Origin of the sequence: Nocardia sp. NBC_01377 (genome assembly GCF_045040005.1) — a bacterium.
Classification (GTDB): Bacteria; Actinomycetota; Actinomycetes; order Mycobacteriales; family Mycobacteriaceae; genus Nocardia; species Nocardia noduli.
Map to the genome: position 1 here is coordinate 5810973 of NZ_CP109566.1, position 19344 is coordinate 5830316.

Here is a 19344-nt window from a genome sequence, read left to right on the forward strand (position 1 = left end):
TCACCGGTCCCGGTGCGAGACGAGGTGGGCCAGCGCCACCAAGTCCTCGGCGGTCGACGGATCGATCAGGGCGGCGATGGCCGCGTCGACCCGCTGCTGAGCGTCGCGCAGGGCCCGGTGACGACCGCCCGCCGACTCGACCAGCTCGGCGGCGCGTTCGGTGTCCATCGAGATGTCCGGGGGCGGACCGTAGTACATGGCGGCCAGTTCGGAGGCCGCGATCGTTCCCGAGCCCAGTGCCGCGACGACCGGGAGCGACATACTGCGCCTGGCCAGGTCGTCGGCCGGTTTGCCGGTGACGGCCGGATCTCCCCAGATGCCCATCAGGTCGTCGACGAACTGGAAGGCCATGCCGAGTTCGCGGCCGAAGGTGTTCATCCGCGATACCGTCGCGGCGTCGGCGCCCGCGCAGATCGCGCCGAGCGAGCACGCGCACCCCATCAGCGAACCGGTCTTCCCCATCGCCATCCGCGCGTATTCGCCCACATCGGCTAGTCGGGCGGCGCCGAGTCCGCAGTCCTCGTGTTGGCCGCGGCACATCTCGATCACCGTCATCTCCAGTTCGGCTACCGCCGCCGACGCCATCACTGCCGGTAGCGCGGCCACCAGCAGTCGCACCGCGAGCGCGTGCATGGCGTCACCGAGCAGGATCGCGTCGGCGATACCCCAGACCTTCCAGACCGCGGGCCTGCCGCGACGGCTCTGATCGCCGTCCATGACGTCGTCGTGCAGCAGCGTGAAATTGTGGACGAGTTCCACGGCGGCCGCGGCGTGCACGGCGGCGGAGGTCGTCCCGCCGCACGCCACGGCGGTGCCGAGGGTCAACGCCGGACGCAAGGCCTTCCCCGACCGGGCCGACTGCGGCGAGCCGTCCACGTCGGACCACCCGAAGTGGTAGCCGCCCATCAGCCGCAAGGGATCGGGTAGCCAGGCGATCGCCTCCCGTAGGACGGGTTCGCAGAGATTCCGCGCATCGGTCAGTATCTCGTCGGCGCGGCGGCCGGCCGCCGGAGTCGTCTCGATCATCGGCCTACACCTTCCTGTCGGGACGCAGCCGAACCCCGGTCCGTCGGCGGGGGGAGTTCGATTGCGGGGCAGCCGGGTCCGTCGCACCGGGCCGATGATCGGACCGGAGGGGAGCGGCTGCCGGATGACGCGGTATCGGAACGCTCGCTCAGGCCGCCGCGCGGAGGTTTCGGACGGCTGCGCGGACAACGGTCGACAACGACTGCCGCGCAGCCGTTTCCGTCTGCACCGGATGGTCGGTGGTGATGCGTGGGGTCATGCGTGGTCCTCACCTCGAGGTTGACACCGCGGCACGGACGAACGCGGTGGTGCGGATCTCGATGAACGACTACTGCTCGGTACCGCGCGAGTTACGGGCAGTACCGGGGGGATGCTGATCACACAAAACGAATTGACCTAGGGGACAGCAGATTCCGAACGGCACCAATCCTAGGTCGGTTTGCCGCGAGATCGCTACGAAAACAGGAAGATGCCGAACGGTCCGCTACTCGGATGGTAACGAAACGCACACGATCGAGACGCTCACCCGCAACGTCGCGGAACGACGCCACCCGCGTCGACACTCGACGGGTCGCCGGACCCGTTGCCGTGGTGCGCCTTCCGGAGGTCGTGATCCCGGGTTTCGTGATCCTGGATCTCATGATCCCGGACGTCGTCCTCGCCGAATTCGACCGCCGCGGACCGGTAGGTCATCGGGACCTCGGCGTCGGACTCGTCGGCGATCGACCGATACGTCGAGGGAACCTCGTCCGGGCTCGCGTCCGCCTCCGGCTCGCGGACGACCTCGAACACCGTCGCGTTCCGTTGCAGCGTCTCCGGCACCAGCAACCACCACACCCCGGCGACCAGCAGGAGTCCGCCGGTGACGACGAGCGCGAGACCGTAGGAGGTCTGCTGCGCCAGCGCGCCGATCGCGACCGGACCGACGACGGTGCCCAGATCCGCCGACATCTGGAAGGCCGCGAGGACCGGCCCGCCCCTGGTCTTCGGACCGATGATGTCGGCGAGGGCGGCCTGCTGGGTCGGGGTCAGCATGCCCGACCCCACCCCGGCCACCACGGAAGTCCCGAGCAGCCACGCGAGATTCGGCGAGTAGCCGAGCCCCGCGGTGCCGACGGCGCAGATCAACGCGCCGGTGACGAGGAAGGGTTTGCGGCCCCAGCGATCCGAGAGTCCGCCCGACCAGAACAGCACCGCCACATTGCCCGCCGCGAACGCCGTCAACGCGATACCCGCCATGCCGATCGACTGATCGAGCACCTCGACCACGAGCAGCGGCACCAGCGCCATCCTGACGCCGAACACCGCCGCGCCGATGGCGAAATTGGACCAGAGCACCGCGCGGTATTGCGGCAGCGCCAAGGCCGCGCGGAAACTCATCAGCGTCATCTCACCGGCCGCCTCCGGCACCGCGAGACTCGAATTCCGCAGACTCAGGTGCACGACGGCGCACGCGACGAGCAGCGCGACCGCGTAGATCACGAGGGGCGCGCGCAGGCCGAGCCCGGCCATCGCGGTGCCGACCAGCGGCCCGCTGATCGAGCCGACGAGGAAACTCGTCGACCACAGCCCCGACACCCGCCCGCGCGCCTCCGGCGGTGAGATACGGATCACCAGGGCCAGCGAGGACACGGTGAACATCGTCGAGCCGATGCCGCCGATCGAACGCAGCACCAGAAGTTGCCAATAGCTCTGGGCGAGCGCGCTGGCTCCGGTGGACAGGGCGACGATGAGCAGTCCGCCGATATAGACCCGGCGCTCCCCCAGCCGCTGCACCAGCCTGCCGCTGACCGGGGCGAACAGCAGCCGCATCGCCGCGAACGCGCTGACGATTCCCGACGCCGCCGCGACGCCGACCCCGAAACTCCTGGCGAACTGCGGCAACACGGGTGCGACGAGACCGAATCCGATCGCGATGACGAACGCGGCGCCGACCAGCACCCAGATCTCGGCGGGCAGCGCGCGTGCGCCGCTCGCCGAGGCCGAGCGTCTACTCACCCGCCAGCGCCCGCCCGACCACTTCCTCCGCGGCCGCCTGCACCTGGAGCAGGTGCTCGGGACCGTGGAACGATTCGGCGTAGATCTTGTACTTGTCCTCGGTGCCGGAGGGGCGGGCCGCGAACCAGGCGTTCTCGGTGGTGACCTTCACACCTCCGAGCGGTGCGCCGTTACCCCTGGCCCTGGTGAGGACCTCGGTGATGGGTTCACCCGCGATCTCCTTCGACGTGATCATGTCAGGAGTCAACTTCGCGAGCAGCTCTTTCTGTTCCACGGTCGCGGTGGCGTCGATGCGCGCGTAGGCGGGCGCGCCGTAGCGGCGTTCCAGTTCGACGTAGCGGGCCGACGGGCTCTGCCCGGTGACGGCGGCGACCTCGGCGGCCAGCAGGGCCAGCAGGATGCCGTCCTTGTCGGTGGTCCACACGGTGCCGTCGTGCCGCAGGAACGAGGCGCCCGCGCTCTCCTCGCCGCCGAAGGCGAGACTGCCGCTGAACAGGCCGGGCACGAAGTACTTGAAGCCGACCGGCACCTCGTGCACGTCACGGCCGAGCACGCTCACCACCCGGTCGATCATCGAGGAGGTGACGACCGTCTTGCCGATCTTGGTCAGCGCGTCCCAGCCCATCCGGTTCGCGACCAGGTACTCGATCGCGACCGCGAGGAAATGGTTCGGATTCATCAACCCACCGTCGGGGGTGACGATGCCGTGCCGGTCGGCGTCGGCGTCGTTACCGGTGGAGATGTCGTAGTCGTCCTTGATCGCGACCAGCGCGGCCATCGCGTAACGCGAGGACGGATCCATCCGGATCTTGCCGTCGCTGTCGAGCGTCATGAAACGCCACGTCGGATCGACGAACGGGTTGACCACCTCGAGTTCGAGGTCGTAGCGCTGGCCGATCTCCTCCCAGTAGTCGACGCTGGCGCCGCCCATCGGATCGGCGCCGAGACGGATGCCCGCACCCCGGATCGCATCCAGATTCAGCACATTGGGCAGATCGCCGATGTAGTGGTCGAGATAGTCGTAGCGCTCGACGCTGGTCTGCAAGGCGTTGCTCACGGTGGTGCGTTTCACCTCGGACAACCCGTTGCGCAGCAGCTCGTTGGCCCGCGCCGCGATCGCGTCGGTGGCCTTGGCGTCGGCCGGGCCGCCGTGGGGCGGGTTGTATTTGAACCCGCCGTCGCGCGGCGGATTGTGCGACGGGGTGACGACGATGCCGTCGGCCTGATGCTTCGTGCCGCCGCGATTGTGCCGCAGCACAGCGTGACTCAGGGCCGGGGTCGGGGTGTAGCGGCCCCTGGCGTCGATGATGGCGGTGATCTCGTTGGCCGCGAGCACTTCCAGCGCGGTCGTCCACGCCGGTTCGGACAGCGCGTGGGTGTCGCGGGCCAGGTACACCGGGCCGGTGATGTCGCGGCTGGCACGGTATTCGACGATCGCCTGGGTGATGGCGAGTATGTGGGACTCGTTGAAGGCGGTGTCCAGGCTCGATCCGCGATGCCCCGACGTCCCGAAGGACACCAGTTGCGCGGGATCCGAAGGATCCGGGAGACGGCAGTAGTACGCCGTCACCAAATGCGCGATGTCTTCCAGGTCGGTGGGCCGCGCGGGACGCCCGGCTCGATCGTGGGCCATGCTCGGGTCTCCCTTCCGTGTCGGCTGCGCCCGGCTCGTCATCAGAATCATGTCCACAACCACTGGGTCGCGGACACGGCGGCATACACCGCGGCCAGGCTGGCCGCCACGCTGATCACGACGTTGCCCACCGCCAGGTGGTAGGCACCGCCGGTGACCAACCGGATCGTCTCGTAACCGAATGTGCTGAACGTCGTCAGCGCACCGCAGAAGCCGATTTCGGCGAAGGCGGGTACGTGACCCGCCGCGCCTGCGCCGATGAGAGCGCCGAGCATCGCCGAACCGACAATGTTAACGGTCAATGTCCCCCACGGCATCGGGGATCGCAAACGAGCGGAAACCGCGCGATCGATCAGGTATCGGGCGGGGGCGCCGAGCATTCCGCCGAGTACCACGAGAACGGCGGTCATCGATCCCACCACCGACGCACCCGGCGGTGCGGACCCGGCCGTGGCGCGCGTTCGTCCGGTCGTTCCGCTTTGCCTTGTGCCACCGCCGGATCCGCACCGTCGAGTGCACCGTGTGTGCCCGTGACCCGCATGCCAGACCCCTTCCGTGGGCGTTCACCGTTGTTCACCGCGCCGTCCCCGCCGCGCCGTTCCGAACACCAACCGCGTAGCGCCCATCCCGAGTGCCACCGCGGCGAGCGCCGCTACCACCGTTCCCCCGAGGTAGCCGAGCGCCTCGGCCGTCGCACCCGATTCGAGCAGTCTACGAATCTCGAGGCAGTAGGTCGAAAATGTGGTGAACCCACCGAGGATACCGACGCCGAGGAACGGACGTAGCAGTTTGTTGGCTACCCATACCTCGGTGATCAGAACCATCAGGATTCCCATCGCGAGACATCCGGTGACATTGATGACGAAGGTCGACCACGGCACCTGTCCCGGCCGCACCGGCCAGTGGCGCCCGACGGTGTAGCGCAGCAACGCCCCGATCCCGCCGCCGAGCGAGATCACCAGCAGCACCACGGGCTCGACGGCCACGGTTCGGGACTGCCCGCCCATATGCTGACCTCCTGCCGCCCCGGATATCGCCGTCGCAACTCTATCGGTCCGCCGCCTGGCCAGTCCGCCCCGGGACGCGGCACGAACTATGAGCGGCGATGTTCCCGATCCGGGGACTCCCGCGCGCACAAGCGAAGTCACAGCACGTTCCACCCGATCTTCCCCACACCCTCACATACTCAGGTCTGGAGCGATATGGCGGTACGACGATCAGGTTCGACCACGGACCGGGACACGGTGCCCCGGCGCCGATCCGGGTCACAGCGAATTCGTGGCAGACATCGGGCACGCGGGTCCGTGCTGCGCGGCTACGCGGTCACCCTCGCGTCGGTGGCCGCGGTGAGTCTCGGATCCACCTCGCCGGTGGCGGCGTCACCGCTCTACCCGACCCCCGACGCCGACGCCTTCTATTCCGCGCCCGCCGATCTCGCGGGATATCGCCCCGGTGACATCGTGCGCAGCAGGCAGATGCCCGACGCCGCCTATCCCGGGGCCGCGGCGTGGCAATTGCTGTTCCGCAGCACCGATTCCGGGGATGCCCCGATCGCCGCTGTCACCACGGTGCTCGTTCCGGCCGGCGGCGGGAACGCCAGGCCGCTGCTCTCCTATCAGCCGTTCGTGAACGCGCTCGGCACGCGATGCGCGCCCTCGCACAGCCTCTTCGACGGCAGCATGCGGGAAGCGCCCGCGCTGAATCTGCTGCTGGCCAAGGGCTGGGCCCTGGCTGTTCCCGACCATCTCGGTCCGACCAGCGCGTACGGAGCGGCGAAACTCGGCGGGCGGATCACCCTCGACGGGATCCGGGCGGCGAAACGATTCGGGCCCGCGGGCCTCGCGGACAGTCCGGTCGGCATGGCCGGATACTCCGGCGGCGGTATGGCGACCGGATTCGCCGCCGCGCTGGCTCCCGACTACGCGCCGGAACTGCCCATCGTCGGCGTGGCCCAAGGTGGAGTCCCGATGAATATCGGCAAATTGGCCCAGGACGTCGGCAACGAGCCGAGTCCCCTGTTCGGTCTCGGCTTCGCCGCCGCGATGGGGCTGGAACGCGAGTATCCCGGTGAGCTGTCGATGGAACGGGTGCTCAATCCGGCCGGTGCCGCGCTGCGAAGCGAGATCGCCAACGCCTGCACCGACGAGATCATCCGGGCGGGAGCGGATCGCAGTTTCGGTGACGTGTTCACCGTCGCGATGGACGCCGATCCGATCACCATCCGCGTGCTGCACGAGAACAGCCTCGAGTCCTACGCCGGTGCGCCGTCGGTTCCGGTGTACCAGTGGCACGGTGGGGCCGACCAGGTGGATCCCGCTCTGGTACGCGAGGTTTCCGCACGGTATTGCGCGGCGGGCACCCCGATGCTGCTCGACGTGATCCCCGGGGCCGATCACGCCTCGGCGATGGCGCAGGGCATTCCTCGGGCCTTCGACTATCTGGCCGATCGGTTCGCGGGCATTCCCGCGCCGACCAACTGCTGAGACGGCGGGGCCCGAGGTTCGATCCCCTGCCGAGAACAGCGGTGCCCGCGTCGATGTCGACGCGGGCACCACGGTCGGGCGATCCGGTATCAGTGGGCCAGTACCGGTTCACCCTCCGCGGGTGCGGGCACGGTGTTCGGGATCAGCACCGCGGCCAGCACCGCGCCGATCGCGAAGATCGCTGTCGCCCACCAGAAGCTGGTGGTGTAGCTCTCGACCTGCGCCTGGGCGACGGCCAACGCGCCGGGCTGTTTGCCCGCAAGGTAATCGGTGGCGGCCGAGGCGGCGATCGTGCTCAGCAGTGCCGTGCCGATCGATCCGCCGACCTGCTGGCTGGTGTTGATCATCGCCGAGGCCACACCGGCGTCCTCGTGCTGCACACCGGCGGTCGCGCCCTGGAACGCGGTGGACATCGCGCCACCGAGTCCGAGACCCATCAGGATCAACGCGGGCAGCACGTGGGTGGCGTAGCTGGTATTCAGCCCGATCTGGGTCAGCCAGCCCATGCCGACCGCGGCGATCACGAATCCGGCGGTCACGATGACCTTGGGACCGACCCGTTGCAGCAGCAGCGGCGGCACCGTGGTCGATGACAGCACGATCGCGGCGACCATCGGCAGGAACGCCAGGCCGGTGGTGATCGGCGAGTAGCCCAGGCTCAGCTGCATGTAGTAGGTGAGGAACAGGAAGATGGCGAACATTCCGATGCCCATGACGAACACGGTCATGTAGGAGCCGCCGCGGGTGCGGTCCAGCACGATGCGCAGCGGGAGCAGCGGATGCGCGACCCTGGTCTCGATCCACACGAAGACCGCGAGCAACGCCGCGCCGCCGATCAGGAAGAACAGGGTGATCGGGTTGGTCCAGCTGGTGGATTCGGCGTGCGAGAAGCCGTACACGATGCCGAACAGCGCGGCGGTCACCGCGACCGTGCCCGGAATATCCAGTTTGGGCCGCTCGGTGGCGACGTGCTTGGCGAGCAGCATGACCGCGCCGACCAGCGCGACGGCGGCGAAGGCCAGGTTGACGAACATCACCCAGCGCCACGAGGCCCATTCGGTGAGCATGCCGCCGAGCAGCAGGCCGAGCGCGCCGCCGGTACCGGCGACCGCGCCGAAGATGCCGAAGGCCTTGGCGCGTTCGGCGGGTTCGGTGAAGGTCACCGTCAGCAGCGAGAGCGCGGCGGGAGCGAGCAGCGCGCCGAAGACGCCCTGGCCGACGCGGGCCGCGACCAGCATCTCGAAGCTGGTGGCCGCGCCGCCGATCGCGGAGGCGACCGCGAAGCCGATCAGGCCGATGATGAAGGTGTTGCGCCTGCCGAACAGGTCGCTGAGACGTCCGCCGAGCAGCAGCAGGCTGCCGAAGGCGAGCGCGTAGCCGGTGACGACCCACTGCCGGTCGCCGTCGCTGAAGCCGAGGTCCATCTGCGCGGCGGGCAGCGCGATATTCACCACGGTCGCGTCGAGCACGACCATCAACTGTGCGACGCCGAGTACGGCGAGCACCCACCAACGCAGGGCGTGTGAGCCCCGCTTTCCGGTATCCGGTGCCGTGTGATCCGTGGGGGCCGTAGGGGCCGTGGCCCCACGGTCGAACGTGGTAGTCATATGTCCCCTAAGTCGGAATCGCCGAAACGGAGAAAGTTCCTCCGGTTATCGTCACAACGATAACAGAAGAACGGAGACATCGCCTCCGCTTAATCCCGGTCGTTGGTAACATGTCGGTGTGAATCCCGCCACGGCCCCAGCCCCGACCAGGCGCCTGCGTGCCGACGCCGCGCGCAATCAGCAACGCATCGTCGCTGCCGCACGCGCACTCTTCGCCGATCACGGACTGGAGATCACCCTCGACGACGTCGCCGAGCGCGCCGGCGTCGGCGTCGGCACTGTCTATCGCCGCTTCTCCAACAAGAAGGAACTGATCGCCGAGGTCTTCGAACAGAACGTCACGGAATTCGCGGTGGCCGCGGAAGCGGCGGCCGCGCATCCGGACCCCTGGCTCGGCCTGGTCCAGTTCTTCGAGTACGCCTGCACCCACCTGGCGACCAATCGCGGCTTCAGCGAGGTCATGCTGGAACTGGAAGAGGATCTCGAACGCTTCACCTCGGTCCGCGACCGCATCAAGCCGACCATCGCGGACGTCATCGATCGCGCCGCCGCGTCGGGCGCGCTCGCGCCGGGCGTCGAACCCTCCGATTTCTTCGCGCTGATCAATATGGTCGACGCCGTCGCCGCCTTCTCCAAGCCGGTGAACCCGTCCACCTGGAAGCGCTACATGGCGATCGCCCTCAACGGCGTCCGATCCGACGACGTCCCGCGGCAGACCCTCGACGTGCCACCGCTCACCGACGACGAGGTCGAACGGGCGAAAACCTTCGTCTGCACCGGTCGCCGCAAGTAACCTTCCCGTTTCACCACGGGTAGCGCAGGTCACAGACCATCACCTACAGTTGGACATATGACCAACTCGTGGGTGAACTGGGCAGGCGATCAACGGTGCGCACCGTCGGTTCTCGCCACGCCGCGCAATGCCGACGAGGTGGCCGAAATCCTGGTCCGGGCGGTCGCCGACGGCAGGAACGTGCGGGTCGCGGGCGCGGGACATTCCTTCACCGACACCGTCCTCACCGACGGCGTGCTGATGAACCTGTCCGCGATGAATCGGATCATCGATATCGACAGCGCGAACGCTCTGGTGCGCGTCGAGGGCGGCATCACCCTGAACGCCGCCAGTGCCGCGCTGCACGCCGCGGGCCTCGCCTTCCCCAATCTCGGCGATATCGACGTGCAGACCATCGCGGGCGCGACCGCCACCGGAACCCACGGCACCGGAGCCGCACTCGAGAACATCTCGGCCGCCATCCATTCGGCGGAACTGGTGCTGCCCGACGGCAGCCGGGTGGAACTGAACGCCGAATCCGATCCCGACGGTTGGCGCGCGGCCCGGGTCGGCATCGGGGCGCTCGGCGTCGTCACCGCGCTCACCCTGCGGTTGGTGCCGTCGTTCGTGTTGGAGGGAATCGAACGACCGATCCCGGTCGAGGAGATCCTCGACGACCTCGACTCCCACGTCGACGGCAACGAGCATTTCGAGTTCTACATGTTCGCGCACAGCCCGCTCGCGATGACCAAACGCAACAACACGGTCGAACTGCCCGAGCGGCCGAGGGCCAGGGCCGTCGACTGGTTCGCCGATATCCTGATGTCCAACTACGCTTTCGACGGACTCTGCCGTCTCGGCAAATGGCAGCCGGGTCTGATCCCGCTGATCCATCGCGGCGCCGCCTACGCGGGCAGCTACCGTCGCCAGGTCGATCGCTCCTACCGGGTTTTCGCCTCCCCCAGGCTGATTCGCTTCACCGAGTTGGAATACGCCGTCCCGCGCGCGCATTCGGCCGAGGCGATCCGCGAGATCAAGGAACTGGCGAAGAGATTCAACACCGCCATGCCCATCGAGGTGCGCTGGGTCGCGCCCGACGACGCGTTCCTTTCCCCCGCGAGCGGCCGCGACACCTGCTACATCGCGGTGCACCAGTACCGGGGGATGGAGTGGGAGCCGTATTTCCGTGCCTGCGAGGCGGTTTTCGAGAAATACGAGGGCCGTCCGCACTGGGGTAAACGCCACTTCCAGACGGCGCGAACCCTGCGCGAGCGCTACCCGGACTGGGATCGCTTCGCCGCCGTGCGCCGTCGCCTCGATCCGAAGGGCCTGTTCGTCAACCCGTACCTCGACCGCGTCCTCGGACCGATCTGACGGCCCGTCGGGTCACTGTTTCGCCGCGAGCAGTTCCCGGACCAGTCGGGGCACCGCCGTGCCGATCGGTTCACGCACGACCTCGGTCGCGATCGCGTCGTAGGGTGTCGGCTCGGCGTTGACGATCACCAGATCCGCGCCCGCGTCGACGGCGATCGCGCACATCGACGCGGCCGGTTCCACCTGGAGCGAGCTGCCGACCGCGAGGAAGATATCGCTGGTCTCCGCCGTCACCGCGGCCTTGGCCATACTGCGCCGGTCCATCTGCTGGCCGAACATGACGACCCCGGCCTTCAGCACTCCGCCGCAGTCCGGACACGGCGGATCGGCCTCGCCCGCCGCCACCCGCTCCAGGGTCGCGGCCATACTCGTCTCGAAGGCGCATTCGACACAGACGACGTCGAACATATTGCCGTGGATCTCGATGACGTATTGCGGTGACGAACCCGCGCGCTGGTGCAGTTGGTCGATGTTCTGGGTGATGATGGACACCGGCCGAACGCGCGCCAGCTCGGCCAGCGCGATATGCGCGGCATTGGGCACGGCCTGCCAGGCCGGATTGTCGCGGCGGGCCAGCCAGGATCGCTTGCGCAGGTCGTGATCGGCAAGGTAGTTGTCGTAGGTCGACAACAGTTCGGCGATCGGATCTTTCGTCCACACCCCACGCGGACCGCGAAAGTCCGGAATGCCGGAATCGGTGGAGATACCCGCACCGGTCAGCACCCCGACCCGGCCCGGCCGCTCACGCCACTCACTCGTCATATCGAAAGCCTAGGTGGACACCGGATGACCGACCACCGGCCTTCCCGCCATCTCATGGAGACGAGGAGCCTCACAGAGACGATGAGACGTTGCTATACTAAATCTCTCATCGTCGTGCACCTGGTCGATCGAAGGAGATCACAATGACCGCGTCCACCACCCTCGAATCCGCCGACGCGCGTGATCTGCCGCAGCGCCACCCGTTCGAGCCGGGCACGCGCATGTGGGACGAGACCGGCCTGGTCACCTTCTCACTCACCGCGGGTTCCGCGTTCCTGCTCCAGACCATGGAACCGACCATCTCCGCGGTGGTCGACAAGCATTCGACCTTCCGCACCGACCCGATGGGTCGCGCCCTGCGCAGCCTCGCCTCGGTCATGATGTGGGTGTACGGCGGCGAGGAGGGGCTGGCCGAGGCCGAACGGCTGCGCGGCATGCACGCCACCCTCAACACCACCACCCCCGACGGCGTCCGCCATACGGCGCTGAGCAGCGGCCCCTGGGCCTGGGTGCTGCACACCGGAACCTTCGCCTTCACCGAAAACGCGAAATACTTCGCCCGCCGCCCCCTGACCGACGCGGAGAAGGAGACCTACTACCGCGAAGCGGTGCAGTTGCTCCGCAATTTCTCGGTGCCGCCCAGGGAGATTCCGGAGAACTACGCCGCGTTCCAGAAGTACTTCACCGAGATGGTCGACAATCATCTGGTCGCGACCGGCACCGCCCACGACTACCTACGAGTGATCCGCTCGGTCGCGCCGCCCAAGCGATTGCCGCGCGTACTCACCCCGGTCTGGAAGATCGCTGTCGCGCCGATCGGCAGGATGCAGTACTTCGTCACCGTCGGCACCACCCCGGAATCGGCCCGCCGCACACTCGGACTGGAGTGGAGTGCCGCCGACGAACGCACACTGCGTGTCCTCGGTCGCCTGATCGCCTACCTGCTGCCGCTGCTGCCCGAACGGCTGCGCTACTTCCCGATCGCCTACGAGGCGCGCAGGTTGGAACGCGACCGCGCCCGCCTGCGCCGGATCATCGCGCGACGTCCTCTCTGAGCGCGTCCGCGCCGACTCCCGTCACCACGTCCGTACGATCGCGCGGACGTGGCGACGCCGTTCTACGCAAACAGGACACGCGCGAACGCGCCGACGACCGCACCGCACCTTCTCCGACGGTGCGAGAACCGCGTTCGACCTCCCGAACCGCCCCCACCAGCACGGCAATCCCACGGCAATTTCCATTCGGTGCCCGGAGGTAACGCCAGGGGTGCCCGAGGTGATCGACACCATGGCCGTATCCCTTACGCTACGACAGCGTTTCGGCCCGAGCAGCCATTCGGACGACGCGTACCGGACGGCTGACCCGGCCTCACGGCACACCCTTGGTTTCGCTCTTCACCGAAAGGCGCTCGATGGCCCACACACCCAGTGTGCTGTTCGTCTGCGTGCACAACGCCGGACGCTCCCAAATGGCCGCCGGATTCCTCGCCGCGCTCGCCGGTGATCGCATCGAGGTTCGTTCCGCGGGCAGCGAGCCCGCCGCCACCGTGAACCCGGTCGCCGTCACGGCCATGGCCGAAGTCGGCATCGACATCGCCGGTGGGACACCGAAATTGCTGACCGACGAGGCCGTCGGCGTCTCCGACGTGGTGATCACCATGGGCTGCGGCGACGCCTGCTCGTATTTCCCCGGCATCAGCTACCGCGACTGGGTGCTGCCCGATCCGTCCGGCGAGGGGATCGAAGTGGTGCGCACCGTCCGCGACCGCATCCGCATCCTGGTGGAGAACCTCATCGCCGAATTGGTTCCCGCGCCCAAGCATTGATCCGAGCGCGTCCGATTCGTTCAAGACCGCGGCCCGAACGGCCGCTTACGCTGCCGGTATGACACCACAACTCGACTTCATCGGCATCGTGGTCTCGGATATGGCCGCCTCCCTCGCCTTCTACCGCAGGCTCGGGCTGGAATTCCCGCCGGACGCCGAGAACGCGCCGCACACCGAGGCGACGATCATCGGCGGCCTGCGCCTGGCGCTCGACACCGAGGACACCGTTCGCTCCTTCCACCCCGACTGGCGACGCCCGACGAGCGGCGGCCGCGTCGGACTCGCGTTCCGCTGCGCCGACCCGGCCGAGGTCGACACCGTCTACGCGGCGATCGTCGACGCCGGATACCACGGCGAACTGAAGCCGTGGGACGCGCCGTGGGGACAGCGTTACGCCACCGTCGCCGACCCGGACGGCAACGGCGTCGACCTCTACGCTCCGCTGGGCTGAGGGTTTCAGGACCCTCCGGGCCCAGTGTCGTACGCCCCCGGCTGGGCCGAGTGTCCTAGGCCCCGCTGGGCTGAGTGTTTTGCGCCCGGCTGGGCTGAGTGTTTTGCGCCCGGCTGGGCTGAGTACCGGCGGAACCGCTGGGCGGGGTGTCGCCGGAACTGCTCGCCAGCAACTGCCCCAACGACATTCCCGCCAGCTCCCGCACCTCGCGGGACAGGTGGGCCTGATCGGCGAAACCGGCGTCGGCCGCGGTGTCGGCAGGTGACACCCCGGTCCGCGCCATCGCGACCGCGCGCTGCAACCGCAGGATGCGGGCCAGCGTCTTCGGCCCGTATCCGAAGGCCGTCAGCGAACGGCGGTACAGCAGCCGGGTATTCACCCCGGTCCGCTCGGCGGTCGCCGCCACCGAGATCCCGGAATCCATGGCGGCCACGATCCTCGCCAGCAGCGGATCGGGCGGACCCGCCTCGGCCGCCCGGTCCAGCGCGACCGACTCGAGCGCTCCCGTCCGGTCGGCGGCGTCGTCGACCCGGCCGGTGAGCGCGCGCACCGTGCGCGACGGCCACAGTTCGTCGAGGTCGACCCTGCGGTCCCGCAGTTCGTCGGCGGGCACGCCCAGCAGCGCGGGACCGGCACCGGGAAAGAACCTGATCCCCGCGTAGGTGGTACCGATCGGCACATTCGGGCGGAACGCGGTGGTGTCGGGACCGGCGACGACGAGGACCCCCGCACGCCAAATCAGGTCGATACAGCCGTCGGGCAGCACGGGCGCGACCCGATCGTGCCCGGTCACGGTGCGCGTCCACAGCACCGCGCCCGCCAGCCGCGACGGACGCTCACGGTAGGCGGGGGCTCGGTCCGGGTGACGGGTCGTCCGATCCACCCCACCGAGGCTACGCACCACCACCGACAGATCCCCGACTAATCTGAAGACACCCGCCCTCGGTTCGAGGGCGTATTCAGACATCGGACGACGCGGTCCGCGGCATCCCCGTGGGCCCGGCCGTCCGGTGACATATCGGAAGGGACCACTGCCGGCATGACCGAGAGCAACACCGGGGACGCTCCTCCCCTCGCCGACATCATCAACGGCGCACTGGAATTCACCATTCCCCCGGCCGGGAAGATGGGAGTGCGGGCGATCGAGGCGCGCCGGGGATACGCCTCGGCCAGTGTTCCCATCGAAGGGAACGGCAATCACTTCGGGGTCATCTACGCCGGAGTGCAGTTCACCGTCGCGGAGGTACTCGGCGGGATGATCGCCATCGCGACCTTCGACAATTCGGCGTACTACCCGCTGGTCAAGGGTTTCGAGATCGCGTTCGTCGGCATGGCGAAATCGGACCTGCGCGCCGAGGCCACCCTCGCCGAGGAGGAGATCGCCCGTATCGAGGCCGAGGCGGCCGAGCGCGGGAAATCGGACTTCACGCTGGAGGCCGTGGTCACCGATGCCGACGGCAAGAAGGTGGCGGTGACCAAAGGCCTGTACCAGCTACGGGCCCACGGCAGATAGCGATCGGCGGCCGGTCGGACGCCGGGCGCCGACCGCGCCTCAGTTCGGATTGGCCCCGCGCGGTGTCACGCGAATGTAGTGCGCCTCGTCGGCCGGGATCCTGTTGCCGGTATCCCGGCATCCGACGGTCACCTCGGTGGCGGGCTGCGAGGAAAAGGTCCAGAGCGTGATCCACTCACCACCTGCGATTATTTCGCGTTTCTTGACGTCCGAGGAACGCAGATCTTCGTTGCGTCCGGTGCTGTCGGTTACCGTGCAGCGCAATCCGGCTGCGGCGTCTCCCCATTCGGCGGGCGCCTTGATATCCATGATCGCTTCGGCGGGCACGACCACCGGCCGCGCGGCCCCGATCGCGATACGTACCCCGGGGCCCCGCTCCTCGGCGGCCTGCTCCGTCGTGCGCTGCGGCGCACCGGATGTGGAGACAACCGTCGAGGTAGCGGCCGTTGTCGAAGTATCGTCGCCGGAACATCCGGCCACCGCGGCGGCCAACGCGACGGGCACCGCCATCCAGATCAGTCTCACAGGTCAACCTCTCTTCGCGCCCCCGCTCGCGCGGTGGGCCGGATCAGCGATCGAACACAGCGAAAAACGTCTCGCGGGAAATCACACTACAGGGCCGGAGAATTCGCAATTTATCGGCAAATGGTCGATGACGTGGCAAAATTCGAGGAATCCGACAATTCGAGCGCACGCCACCGACGTCCCTCCCGAATTGCCGGTCGGCCGCCCATACGACCCGGCGGCTAGGATCGCGCTGGTGATCACGACAGCGTGGTCGTGATCGCCTCGTATTCCGGCAACCATTCGTCTTGGAGAATCCCGATGACGTTATCCGTCGCATTCCACACGCTCGACATCACGACTCTCGACGGCGCAGCGGACGCCTATCTGGCCCAACCCGACGACGGCCGCGCGTATCCGGGCGTGCTCTTGCTGCCGGACGCCTTCGGACTTCGACCGTGGATCCGGGAAATGGTCGAAACCATTGCCGCGCAGGGCTATATCGTGCTCGCGCCCAATATCTTCTACCGCGCCGGAAGGGCTCCGGTGCTACCGGTCCCCGACTTCTCCGAACCCGATGCCCGCGCGAATTTCTTCACCGCGCTCGAGCCGCTGCGACAGCAGTTGACCCCCGAACTCGCACTGCGCGATCTGGGCGTGTACCTCAACCGGCTCGCCGATCTCGAACACGTCGTCCCCGGCGGACTCGGCGTCGTCGGCTACTGCATGGGCGGCAGGCTGGCCCTGCGCGCCGCGGGCGAATACGGCCCGAGGGTCGCGGCGGCGGCCAGTTTCCACGGCGGCGGGCTCGCGGTGGACGAGGCTCCCGACAGCCCGCATCACGCCGCGGGCAGCATCGAGGCCGAACTGCTCATCGCGCACGCCGACGCCGACCATTCGATGCCCGCCGAGCAGATCGAGGTGCTGGACAAGGTATTGGACGCGGCGGGCGTGCGCTATACCTCGGTGGTCTATCCCGGCGCCGCGCACGGCTACACCATGCGCGACCTGCCCTCCTACGACGACGGCGCCTACGAGCGGCATCTGAGTGACCTGTTGGGCCTGCTCGGCAGGAATCTGCCCGCCGAAGCCGCCTGACACCGGTCGCGCGTACAGCACGAGAGACCGACGACCGGGAGAACCGTGGAACTCACCTCGCACGCGGCACTGACCCGTGACGACATCGACGCCGCCGCCGTGAGGATCGCGGGCGGGGTGCGCCCGGTGGTGCTCGCACCCGCCGATCTGCCCGGCGCGGGCGAATCGTGGCTCGCCCTGGAATTCATGCAGCACACCGGAACGTTCAAGGCCCGGGGCGCACTCAATTTCCTGCGTGCGCACCGGGACCTGGCGACCTTGCCCGAGGCCGGGGTGACCATCGCCTCCGGCGGCAACGCCGGGCTGGCCTGCGCGTGGGCGGCACGGGCACAGGGGGTCACGGCGACGGTTTTCCTGCCCGCGAACGCGCCCGCGGTGAAGGTGGCGCGGTTGCGTGACTACGGCGCGCGCGTGCGATTGGTCGGCGACCAGTACGCCGACGCGCTCGCCGCCTGTCACGAATTCGCCGCGGAGAGCGGAGCGCTCATGTCGCACGCCTACGACAATCCGCTCATCGCGGCGGGCGCGGGCACCCTCATGACCGAGATTCACCAGCGGCTGCCCGATCTCGACACCGTCGTGGTCGCGGTAGGCGGCGGCGGACTCTTCGCCGGAATCGCCACCGCCGCGCATCGGTACGGCGTGCGCACGGTGGCGGTGGAACCGCTACACTGCCGCGCGCTCGATGCCGCGTTGGCGGCGGGCCGTCCGGTCGACGTCACCGTCGATTCGGTCGCCGCCGACTCCCTCGGCGCGCGCCGAGCCAGCGGTCTCGCGGTGGCCGCCGCTCTGCGGACCGGCGCGCGTTCCGTCCTGGTCTCCGACGACGAGATCGTCGCCGCCCGCCGGATGCTGTGGGCCGAGCGACGGCTCGCCGTCGAACACGGCGCCGCCACGGCCCTCGCGGGGGTCATCGGCGGCGAGTCCGGGCACGGCTACCGCCCGGATACCGGTGAGCGGGTCTGCGTCGTGCTGTGCGGCGCCAATACCGACCCGTCGGACCTGGCCGGATGACCCGTGGAAGTCACTACCCGGCAACGGAATCGGTTCGCTACCGGGCAACCGGGTGTTCATCGGCAAGACTGTTGGCATGACGAGGGACGCGGTTACGGTCGCACACCGATTGGTACTGGAGAAGTTCCCGCGGGCACGCGCGGCCTGGCTCGGCGGCAGCTTGGTCACCGGCGGCGTCACCAGCGCCTCGGATCTCGATATCACGGTCCTACTCGAGGGCGAGCCCGCGCCCTATCGCGAATCGCTGCATCGCGGCCGCTGGCCGGTGGAGATGTTCGTCCAGACCGAATCGTCGCTGACGCGATTCTGCACCGACGAGATCGCGGCCCGCAATCCCACCACGGTGCGCCTGGTCGGGCAATCCGAGGTGCTCGTCGACGTCGACGGCAGCGGCCACCGACTGCGCGCGCTGTTCCTGCGCCTGCTCGACGCCGGTCCGGTTCCGCCCACCGGTGACGAAATCCGTTCCGCCCGTTACGGAATCACCGATCTTCTGGACGATCTCATCGCCTCGGACTGCGAGGACGAACGGTTGATGATCGCCACCGCGCTCTCGACCCGAGCGGGCGAACTGCTGTTGACCGGCTACGGCCGCTGGATCGGGCGCGGGAAATGGCTGCGCCGCGAAATCCGTTCCCTCGACGATCGATTCGGCTCGGACTGGGCGGTCCGACTGCCCGCCGCGGTACGCGCCGTCGCGGCCGACGATATCGGACCGATGGTGGCGGCCACCGACGAGATCCTGAGCCTTTTCGGCGGCAGACTCTTCGAGGGATACCGCACGCGGCCCGCCGACGCGCACACCGAGCATCAGGGCGTCCAGTAGGTCTCCCGATGAGCGGCTCGGTCACACGGGGCGAACCGCTCACGAGGTGTGCGATCCGCGCGGCCCCGGACGCTAGCCGACGACGGCGTTCATGATGGTGCCCGCACTGGTCGCGACGACACCGCCGATCATGGCTCCCGCCACCATCTTCGGCGATTGCAGTCCGCCACCGGACCATTTCTCCCAGGCGAAGCGTCCACCGGCGTAGACGATCGCGAGGATGCCGGAGAGCAGGACGAACCAGGTGAGGTAGCGGACCAGTTGCATGATCTTGTCCGCCAGCGGCGGCGCCTCGGGTGAGGGGTTGCCGATCTGCGCAAGTACCGCGCCGTATGTGTCGTGCGCGGTAGCGAGAATGATGCTCACAGTCGTACCCCTCTTCGAATGTCGACGAACGATTCGAGAACGCCATCGACGAGAGTACTCGTTTCCCCTCGGAAACATTGCGGGGCAGGACA

20 protein-coding genes are annotated in these 19344 nt (G+C 68.3%); 10 read left to right on the forward strand and 10 right to left on the reverse strand.

From position 1 onward, the window contains the following. The 5 genes from OG225_RS26825 to crcB (OG225_RS26845) form a co-directional block, all read right to left on the reverse strand. Positions 1 to 1026, reverse strand: a complete 1026-nt coding sequence (locus tag OG225_RS26825; protein ID WP_405177799.1) for a polyprenyl synthetase family protein — start codon at positions 1024 to 1026, stop codon at positions 1 to 3. Between the two features lie 522 nt (positions 1027 to 1548). Then, positions 1549 to 3024, reverse strand: coding sequence for an MFS transporter (locus tag OG225_RS26830; protein WP_405177800.1), 1476 nt, complete (start codon positions 3022 to 3024; stop codon positions 1549 to 1551). Beyond that, a complete protein-coding gene (gene pgm / locus OG225_RS26835) occupies positions 3017 to 4657 on the reverse strand; it encodes a phosphoglucomutase (alpha-D-glucose-1,6-bisphosphate-dependent) (RefSeq protein WP_216909794.1) in 1641 nt (546 codons plus the stop codon). The genes OG225_RS26830 and pgm overlap by 8 nt, the downstream gene beginning before the upstream one ends. Before the next feature lie 47 nt (positions 4658 to 4704). Then, on the reverse strand, positions 4705 to 5067 hold the full coding sequence (crcB, locus tag OG225_RS26840; protein ID WP_405177801.1) for a fluoride efflux transporter CrcB: 363 nt from the start codon (positions 5065 to 5067) through the stop codon (positions 4705 to 4707). 153 nt (positions 5068 to 5220) lie between these two features. Beyond that, entirely contained in the window at positions 5221 to 5664 is a 444-nt protein-coding gene (gene crcB, locus OG225_RS26845; protein WP_405177802.1) for a fluoride efflux transporter CrcB, read from the reverse strand. A 297-nt stretch (positions 5665 to 5961) separates the two neighbouring features. Here crcB (OG225_RS26845) and OG225_RS26850 point away from each other — a divergent pair, with 297 nt between their 5' ends. Beyond that, complete coding sequence (locus OG225_RS26850; RefSeq protein WP_405177803.1) at positions 5962 to 7140, forward strand: lipase family protein; 1179 nt, start codon at positions 5962 to 5964, stop codon at positions 7138 to 7140. Between the two features lie 89 nt (positions 7141 to 7229). Here the strand turns inward: OG225_RS26850 and OG225_RS26855 are convergent, their stop codons facing one another. Beyond that, positions 7230 to 8747, reverse strand: coding sequence for an MFS transporter (locus OG225_RS26855; RefSeq protein ID WP_405177804.1), 1518 nt, complete (start codon positions 8745 to 8747; stop codon positions 7230 to 7232). Between the two features lie 118 nt (positions 8748 to 8865). On the opposite strand from OG225_RS26855, the gene OG225_RS26860 reads away from it, so the two are divergent. Both OG225_RS26860 and OG225_RS26865 read left to right on the forward strand, forming a co-directional pair. Then, positions 8866 to 9540: a TetR/AcrR family transcriptional regulator gene (locus OG225_RS26860; RefSeq protein ID WP_405177805.1), complete on the forward strand. Its 675-nt coding sequence runs from the start codon at positions 8866 to 8868 to the stop codon at positions 9538 to 9540. 57 nt (positions 9541 to 9597) lie between these two features. Beyond that, positions 9598 to 10893, forward strand: coding sequence for a D-arabinono-1,4-lactone oxidase (locus OG225_RS26865; RefSeq protein ID WP_405177806.1), 1296 nt, complete (start codon positions 9598 to 9600; stop codon positions 10891 to 10893). Between the two features lie 12 nt (positions 10894 to 10905). Here the strand turns inward: OG225_RS26865 and OG225_RS26870 are convergent, their stop codons facing one another. After that, complete coding sequence (locus OG225_RS26870; RefSeq protein WP_405177807.1) at positions 10906 to 11655, reverse strand: SIR2 family NAD-dependent protein deacylase; 750 nt, start codon at positions 11653 to 11655, stop codon at positions 10906 to 10908. Between the two features lie 143 nt (positions 11656 to 11798). Here OG225_RS26870 and OG225_RS26875 point away from each other — a divergent pair, with 143 nt between their 5' ends. The 3 genes from OG225_RS26875 to OG225_RS26885 all read left to right on the forward strand — a co-directional run bounded on the left by OG225_RS26875 (position 11799) and on the right by OG225_RS26885 (position 13931). After that, positions 11799 to 12710 carry an oxygenase MpaB family protein gene (locus tag OG225_RS26875; RefSeq protein WP_405177808.1) on the forward strand — a complete coding sequence of 304 codons (912 nt, stop codon included), beginning with the start codon at positions 11799 to 11801 and terminating at the stop codon, positions 12708 to 12710. A 356-nt stretch (positions 12711 to 13066) separates the two neighbouring features. Continuing rightward, a complete protein-coding gene (locus OG225_RS26880) occupies positions 13067 to 13480 on the forward strand; it encodes an arsenate reductase ArsC (protein ID WP_405177809.1) in 414 nt (137 codons plus the stop codon). A 58-nt stretch (positions 13481 to 13538) separates the two neighbouring features. Then, positions 13539 to 13931: a VOC family protein gene (locus tag OG225_RS26885; protein WP_405177810.1), complete on the forward strand. Its 393-nt coding sequence runs from the start codon at positions 13539 to 13541 to the stop codon at positions 13929 to 13931. Positions 13932 to 13986: 55 nt separating this feature from the next. Here OG225_RS26885 and OG225_RS26890 read toward each other — a convergent pair whose 3' ends face one another. After that, positions 13987 to 14814 carry a helix-turn-helix domain-containing protein gene (locus tag OG225_RS26890; RefSeq protein ID WP_405177811.1) on the reverse strand — a complete coding sequence of 276 codons (828 nt, stop codon included), beginning with the start codon at positions 14812 to 14814 and terminating at the stop codon, positions 13987 to 13989. 156 nt (positions 14815 to 14970) lie between these two features. Here OG225_RS26890 and OG225_RS26895 point away from each other — a divergent pair, with 156 nt between their 5' ends. Then, on the forward strand, positions 14971 to 15444 hold the full coding sequence (locus OG225_RS26895) for a DUF4442 domain-containing protein (RefSeq protein ID WP_216909775.1): 474 nt from the start codon (positions 14971 to 14973) through the stop codon (positions 15442 to 15444). Positions 15445 to 15483: 39 nt separating this feature from the next. On the opposite strand, the gene OG225_RS26900 is transcribed toward OG225_RS26895, so the two are convergent. Then, the gene (locus OG225_RS26900; RefSeq protein WP_405177812.1) at positions 15484 to 15954 is read right to left on the reverse strand and encodes a hypothetical protein; all 471 of its coding nucleotides are present in this window, start codon (positions 15952 to 15954) and stop codon (positions 15484 to 15486) included. 315 nt (positions 15955 to 16269) lie between these two features. Here OG225_RS26900 and OG225_RS26905 point away from each other — a divergent pair, with 315 nt between their 5' ends. From OG225_RS26905 to OG225_RS26915, 3 genes are all read left to right on the forward strand, one after another. Further along, the gene (locus OG225_RS26905) at positions 16270 to 17046 is read left to right on the forward strand and encodes a dienelactone hydrolase family protein (protein ID WP_216909771.1); all 777 of its coding nucleotides are present in this window, start codon (positions 16270 to 16272) and stop codon (positions 17044 to 17046) included. Positions 17047 to 17091: 45 nt separating this feature from the next. Continuing rightward, positions 17092 to 18060 (forward strand): threonine/serine dehydratase, encoded by a 969-nt coding sequence (locus OG225_RS26910; protein WP_405177813.1) that lies wholly within the window; start codon positions 17092 to 17094, stop codon positions 18058 to 18060. A 76-nt stretch (positions 18061 to 18136) separates the two neighbouring features. Continuing rightward, complete coding sequence (locus OG225_RS26915; protein ID WP_405177814.1) at positions 18137 to 18886, forward strand: hypothetical protein; 750 nt, start codon at positions 18137 to 18139, stop codon at positions 18884 to 18886. Positions 18887 to 18958: 72 nt separating this feature from the next. On the opposite strand, the gene OG225_RS26920 is transcribed toward OG225_RS26915, so the two are convergent. Next, complete coding sequence (locus tag OG225_RS26920; RefSeq protein ID WP_109528261.1) at positions 18959 to 19252, reverse strand: hypothetical protein; 294 nt, start codon at positions 19250 to 19252, stop codon at positions 18959 to 18961. Between the last annotated feature and the right edge of the window lie 92 nt (positions 19253 to 19344).

Bases quoted from the DNA above. Each gene is read 5' to 3' on its own strand.
- OG225_RS26915 (WP_405177814.1), top strand. From the start codon at position 18,137: ATGACGAGGGACGCGGTTACGGTCGCACACCGATTGGTACTGGAGAAG.
- OG225_RS26900 (WP_405177812.1), bottom strand. From the start codon at position 15,954: ATGGCGGTGCCCGTCGCGTTGGCCGCCGCGGTGGCCGGATGTTCCGGC.
- crcB (WP_405177801.1), bottom strand. From the start codon at position 5,067: ATGACCGCCGTTCTCGTGGTACTCGGCGGAATGCTCGGCGCCCCCGCC.
- OG225_RS26855 (WP_405177804.1), bottom strand. From the start codon at position 8,747: ATGACTACCACGTTCGACCGTGGGGCCACGGCCCCTACGGCCCCCACG.
- OG225_RS26880 (WP_405177809.1), top strand. From the start codon at position 13,067: ATGGCCCACACACCCAGTGTGCTGTTCGTCTGCGTGCACAACGCCGGA.
- OG225_RS26870 (WP_405177807.1), bottom strand. From the start codon at position 11,655: ATGACGAGTGAGTGGCGTGAGCGGCCGGGCCGGGTCGGGGTGCTGACC.
- OG225_RS26825 (WP_405177799.1), bottom strand. From the start codon at position 1,026: ATGATCGAGACGACTCCGGCGGCCGGCCGCCGCGCCGACGAGATACTG.
- OG225_RS26875 (WP_405177808.1), top strand. From the start codon at position 11,799: ATGACCGCGTCCACCACCCTCGAATCCGCCGACGCGCGTGATCTGCCG.
- pgm (WP_216909794.1), bottom strand. From the start codon at position 4,657: ATGGCCCACGATCGAGCCGGGCGTCCCGCGCGGCCCACCGACCTGGAA.
- crcB (WP_405177802.1), bottom strand. From the start codon at position 5,664: ATGGGCGGGCAGTCCCGAACCGTGGCCGTCGAGCCCGTGGTGCTGCTG.
- OG225_RS26895 (WP_216909775.1), top strand. From the start codon at position 14,971: ATGACCGAGAGCAACACCGGGGACGCTCCTCCCCTCGCCGACATCATC.
- OG225_RS26885 (WP_405177810.1), top strand. From the start codon at position 13,539: ATGACACCACAACTCGACTTCATCGGCATCGTGGTCTCGGATATGGCC.
- OG225_RS26905 (WP_216909771.1), top strand. From the start codon at position 16,270: ATGACGTTATCCGTCGCATTCCACACGCTCGACATCACGACTCTCGAC.
- OG225_RS26865 (WP_405177806.1), top strand. From the start codon at position 9,598: ATGACCAACTCGTGGGTGAACTGGGCAGGCGATCAACGGTGCGCACCG.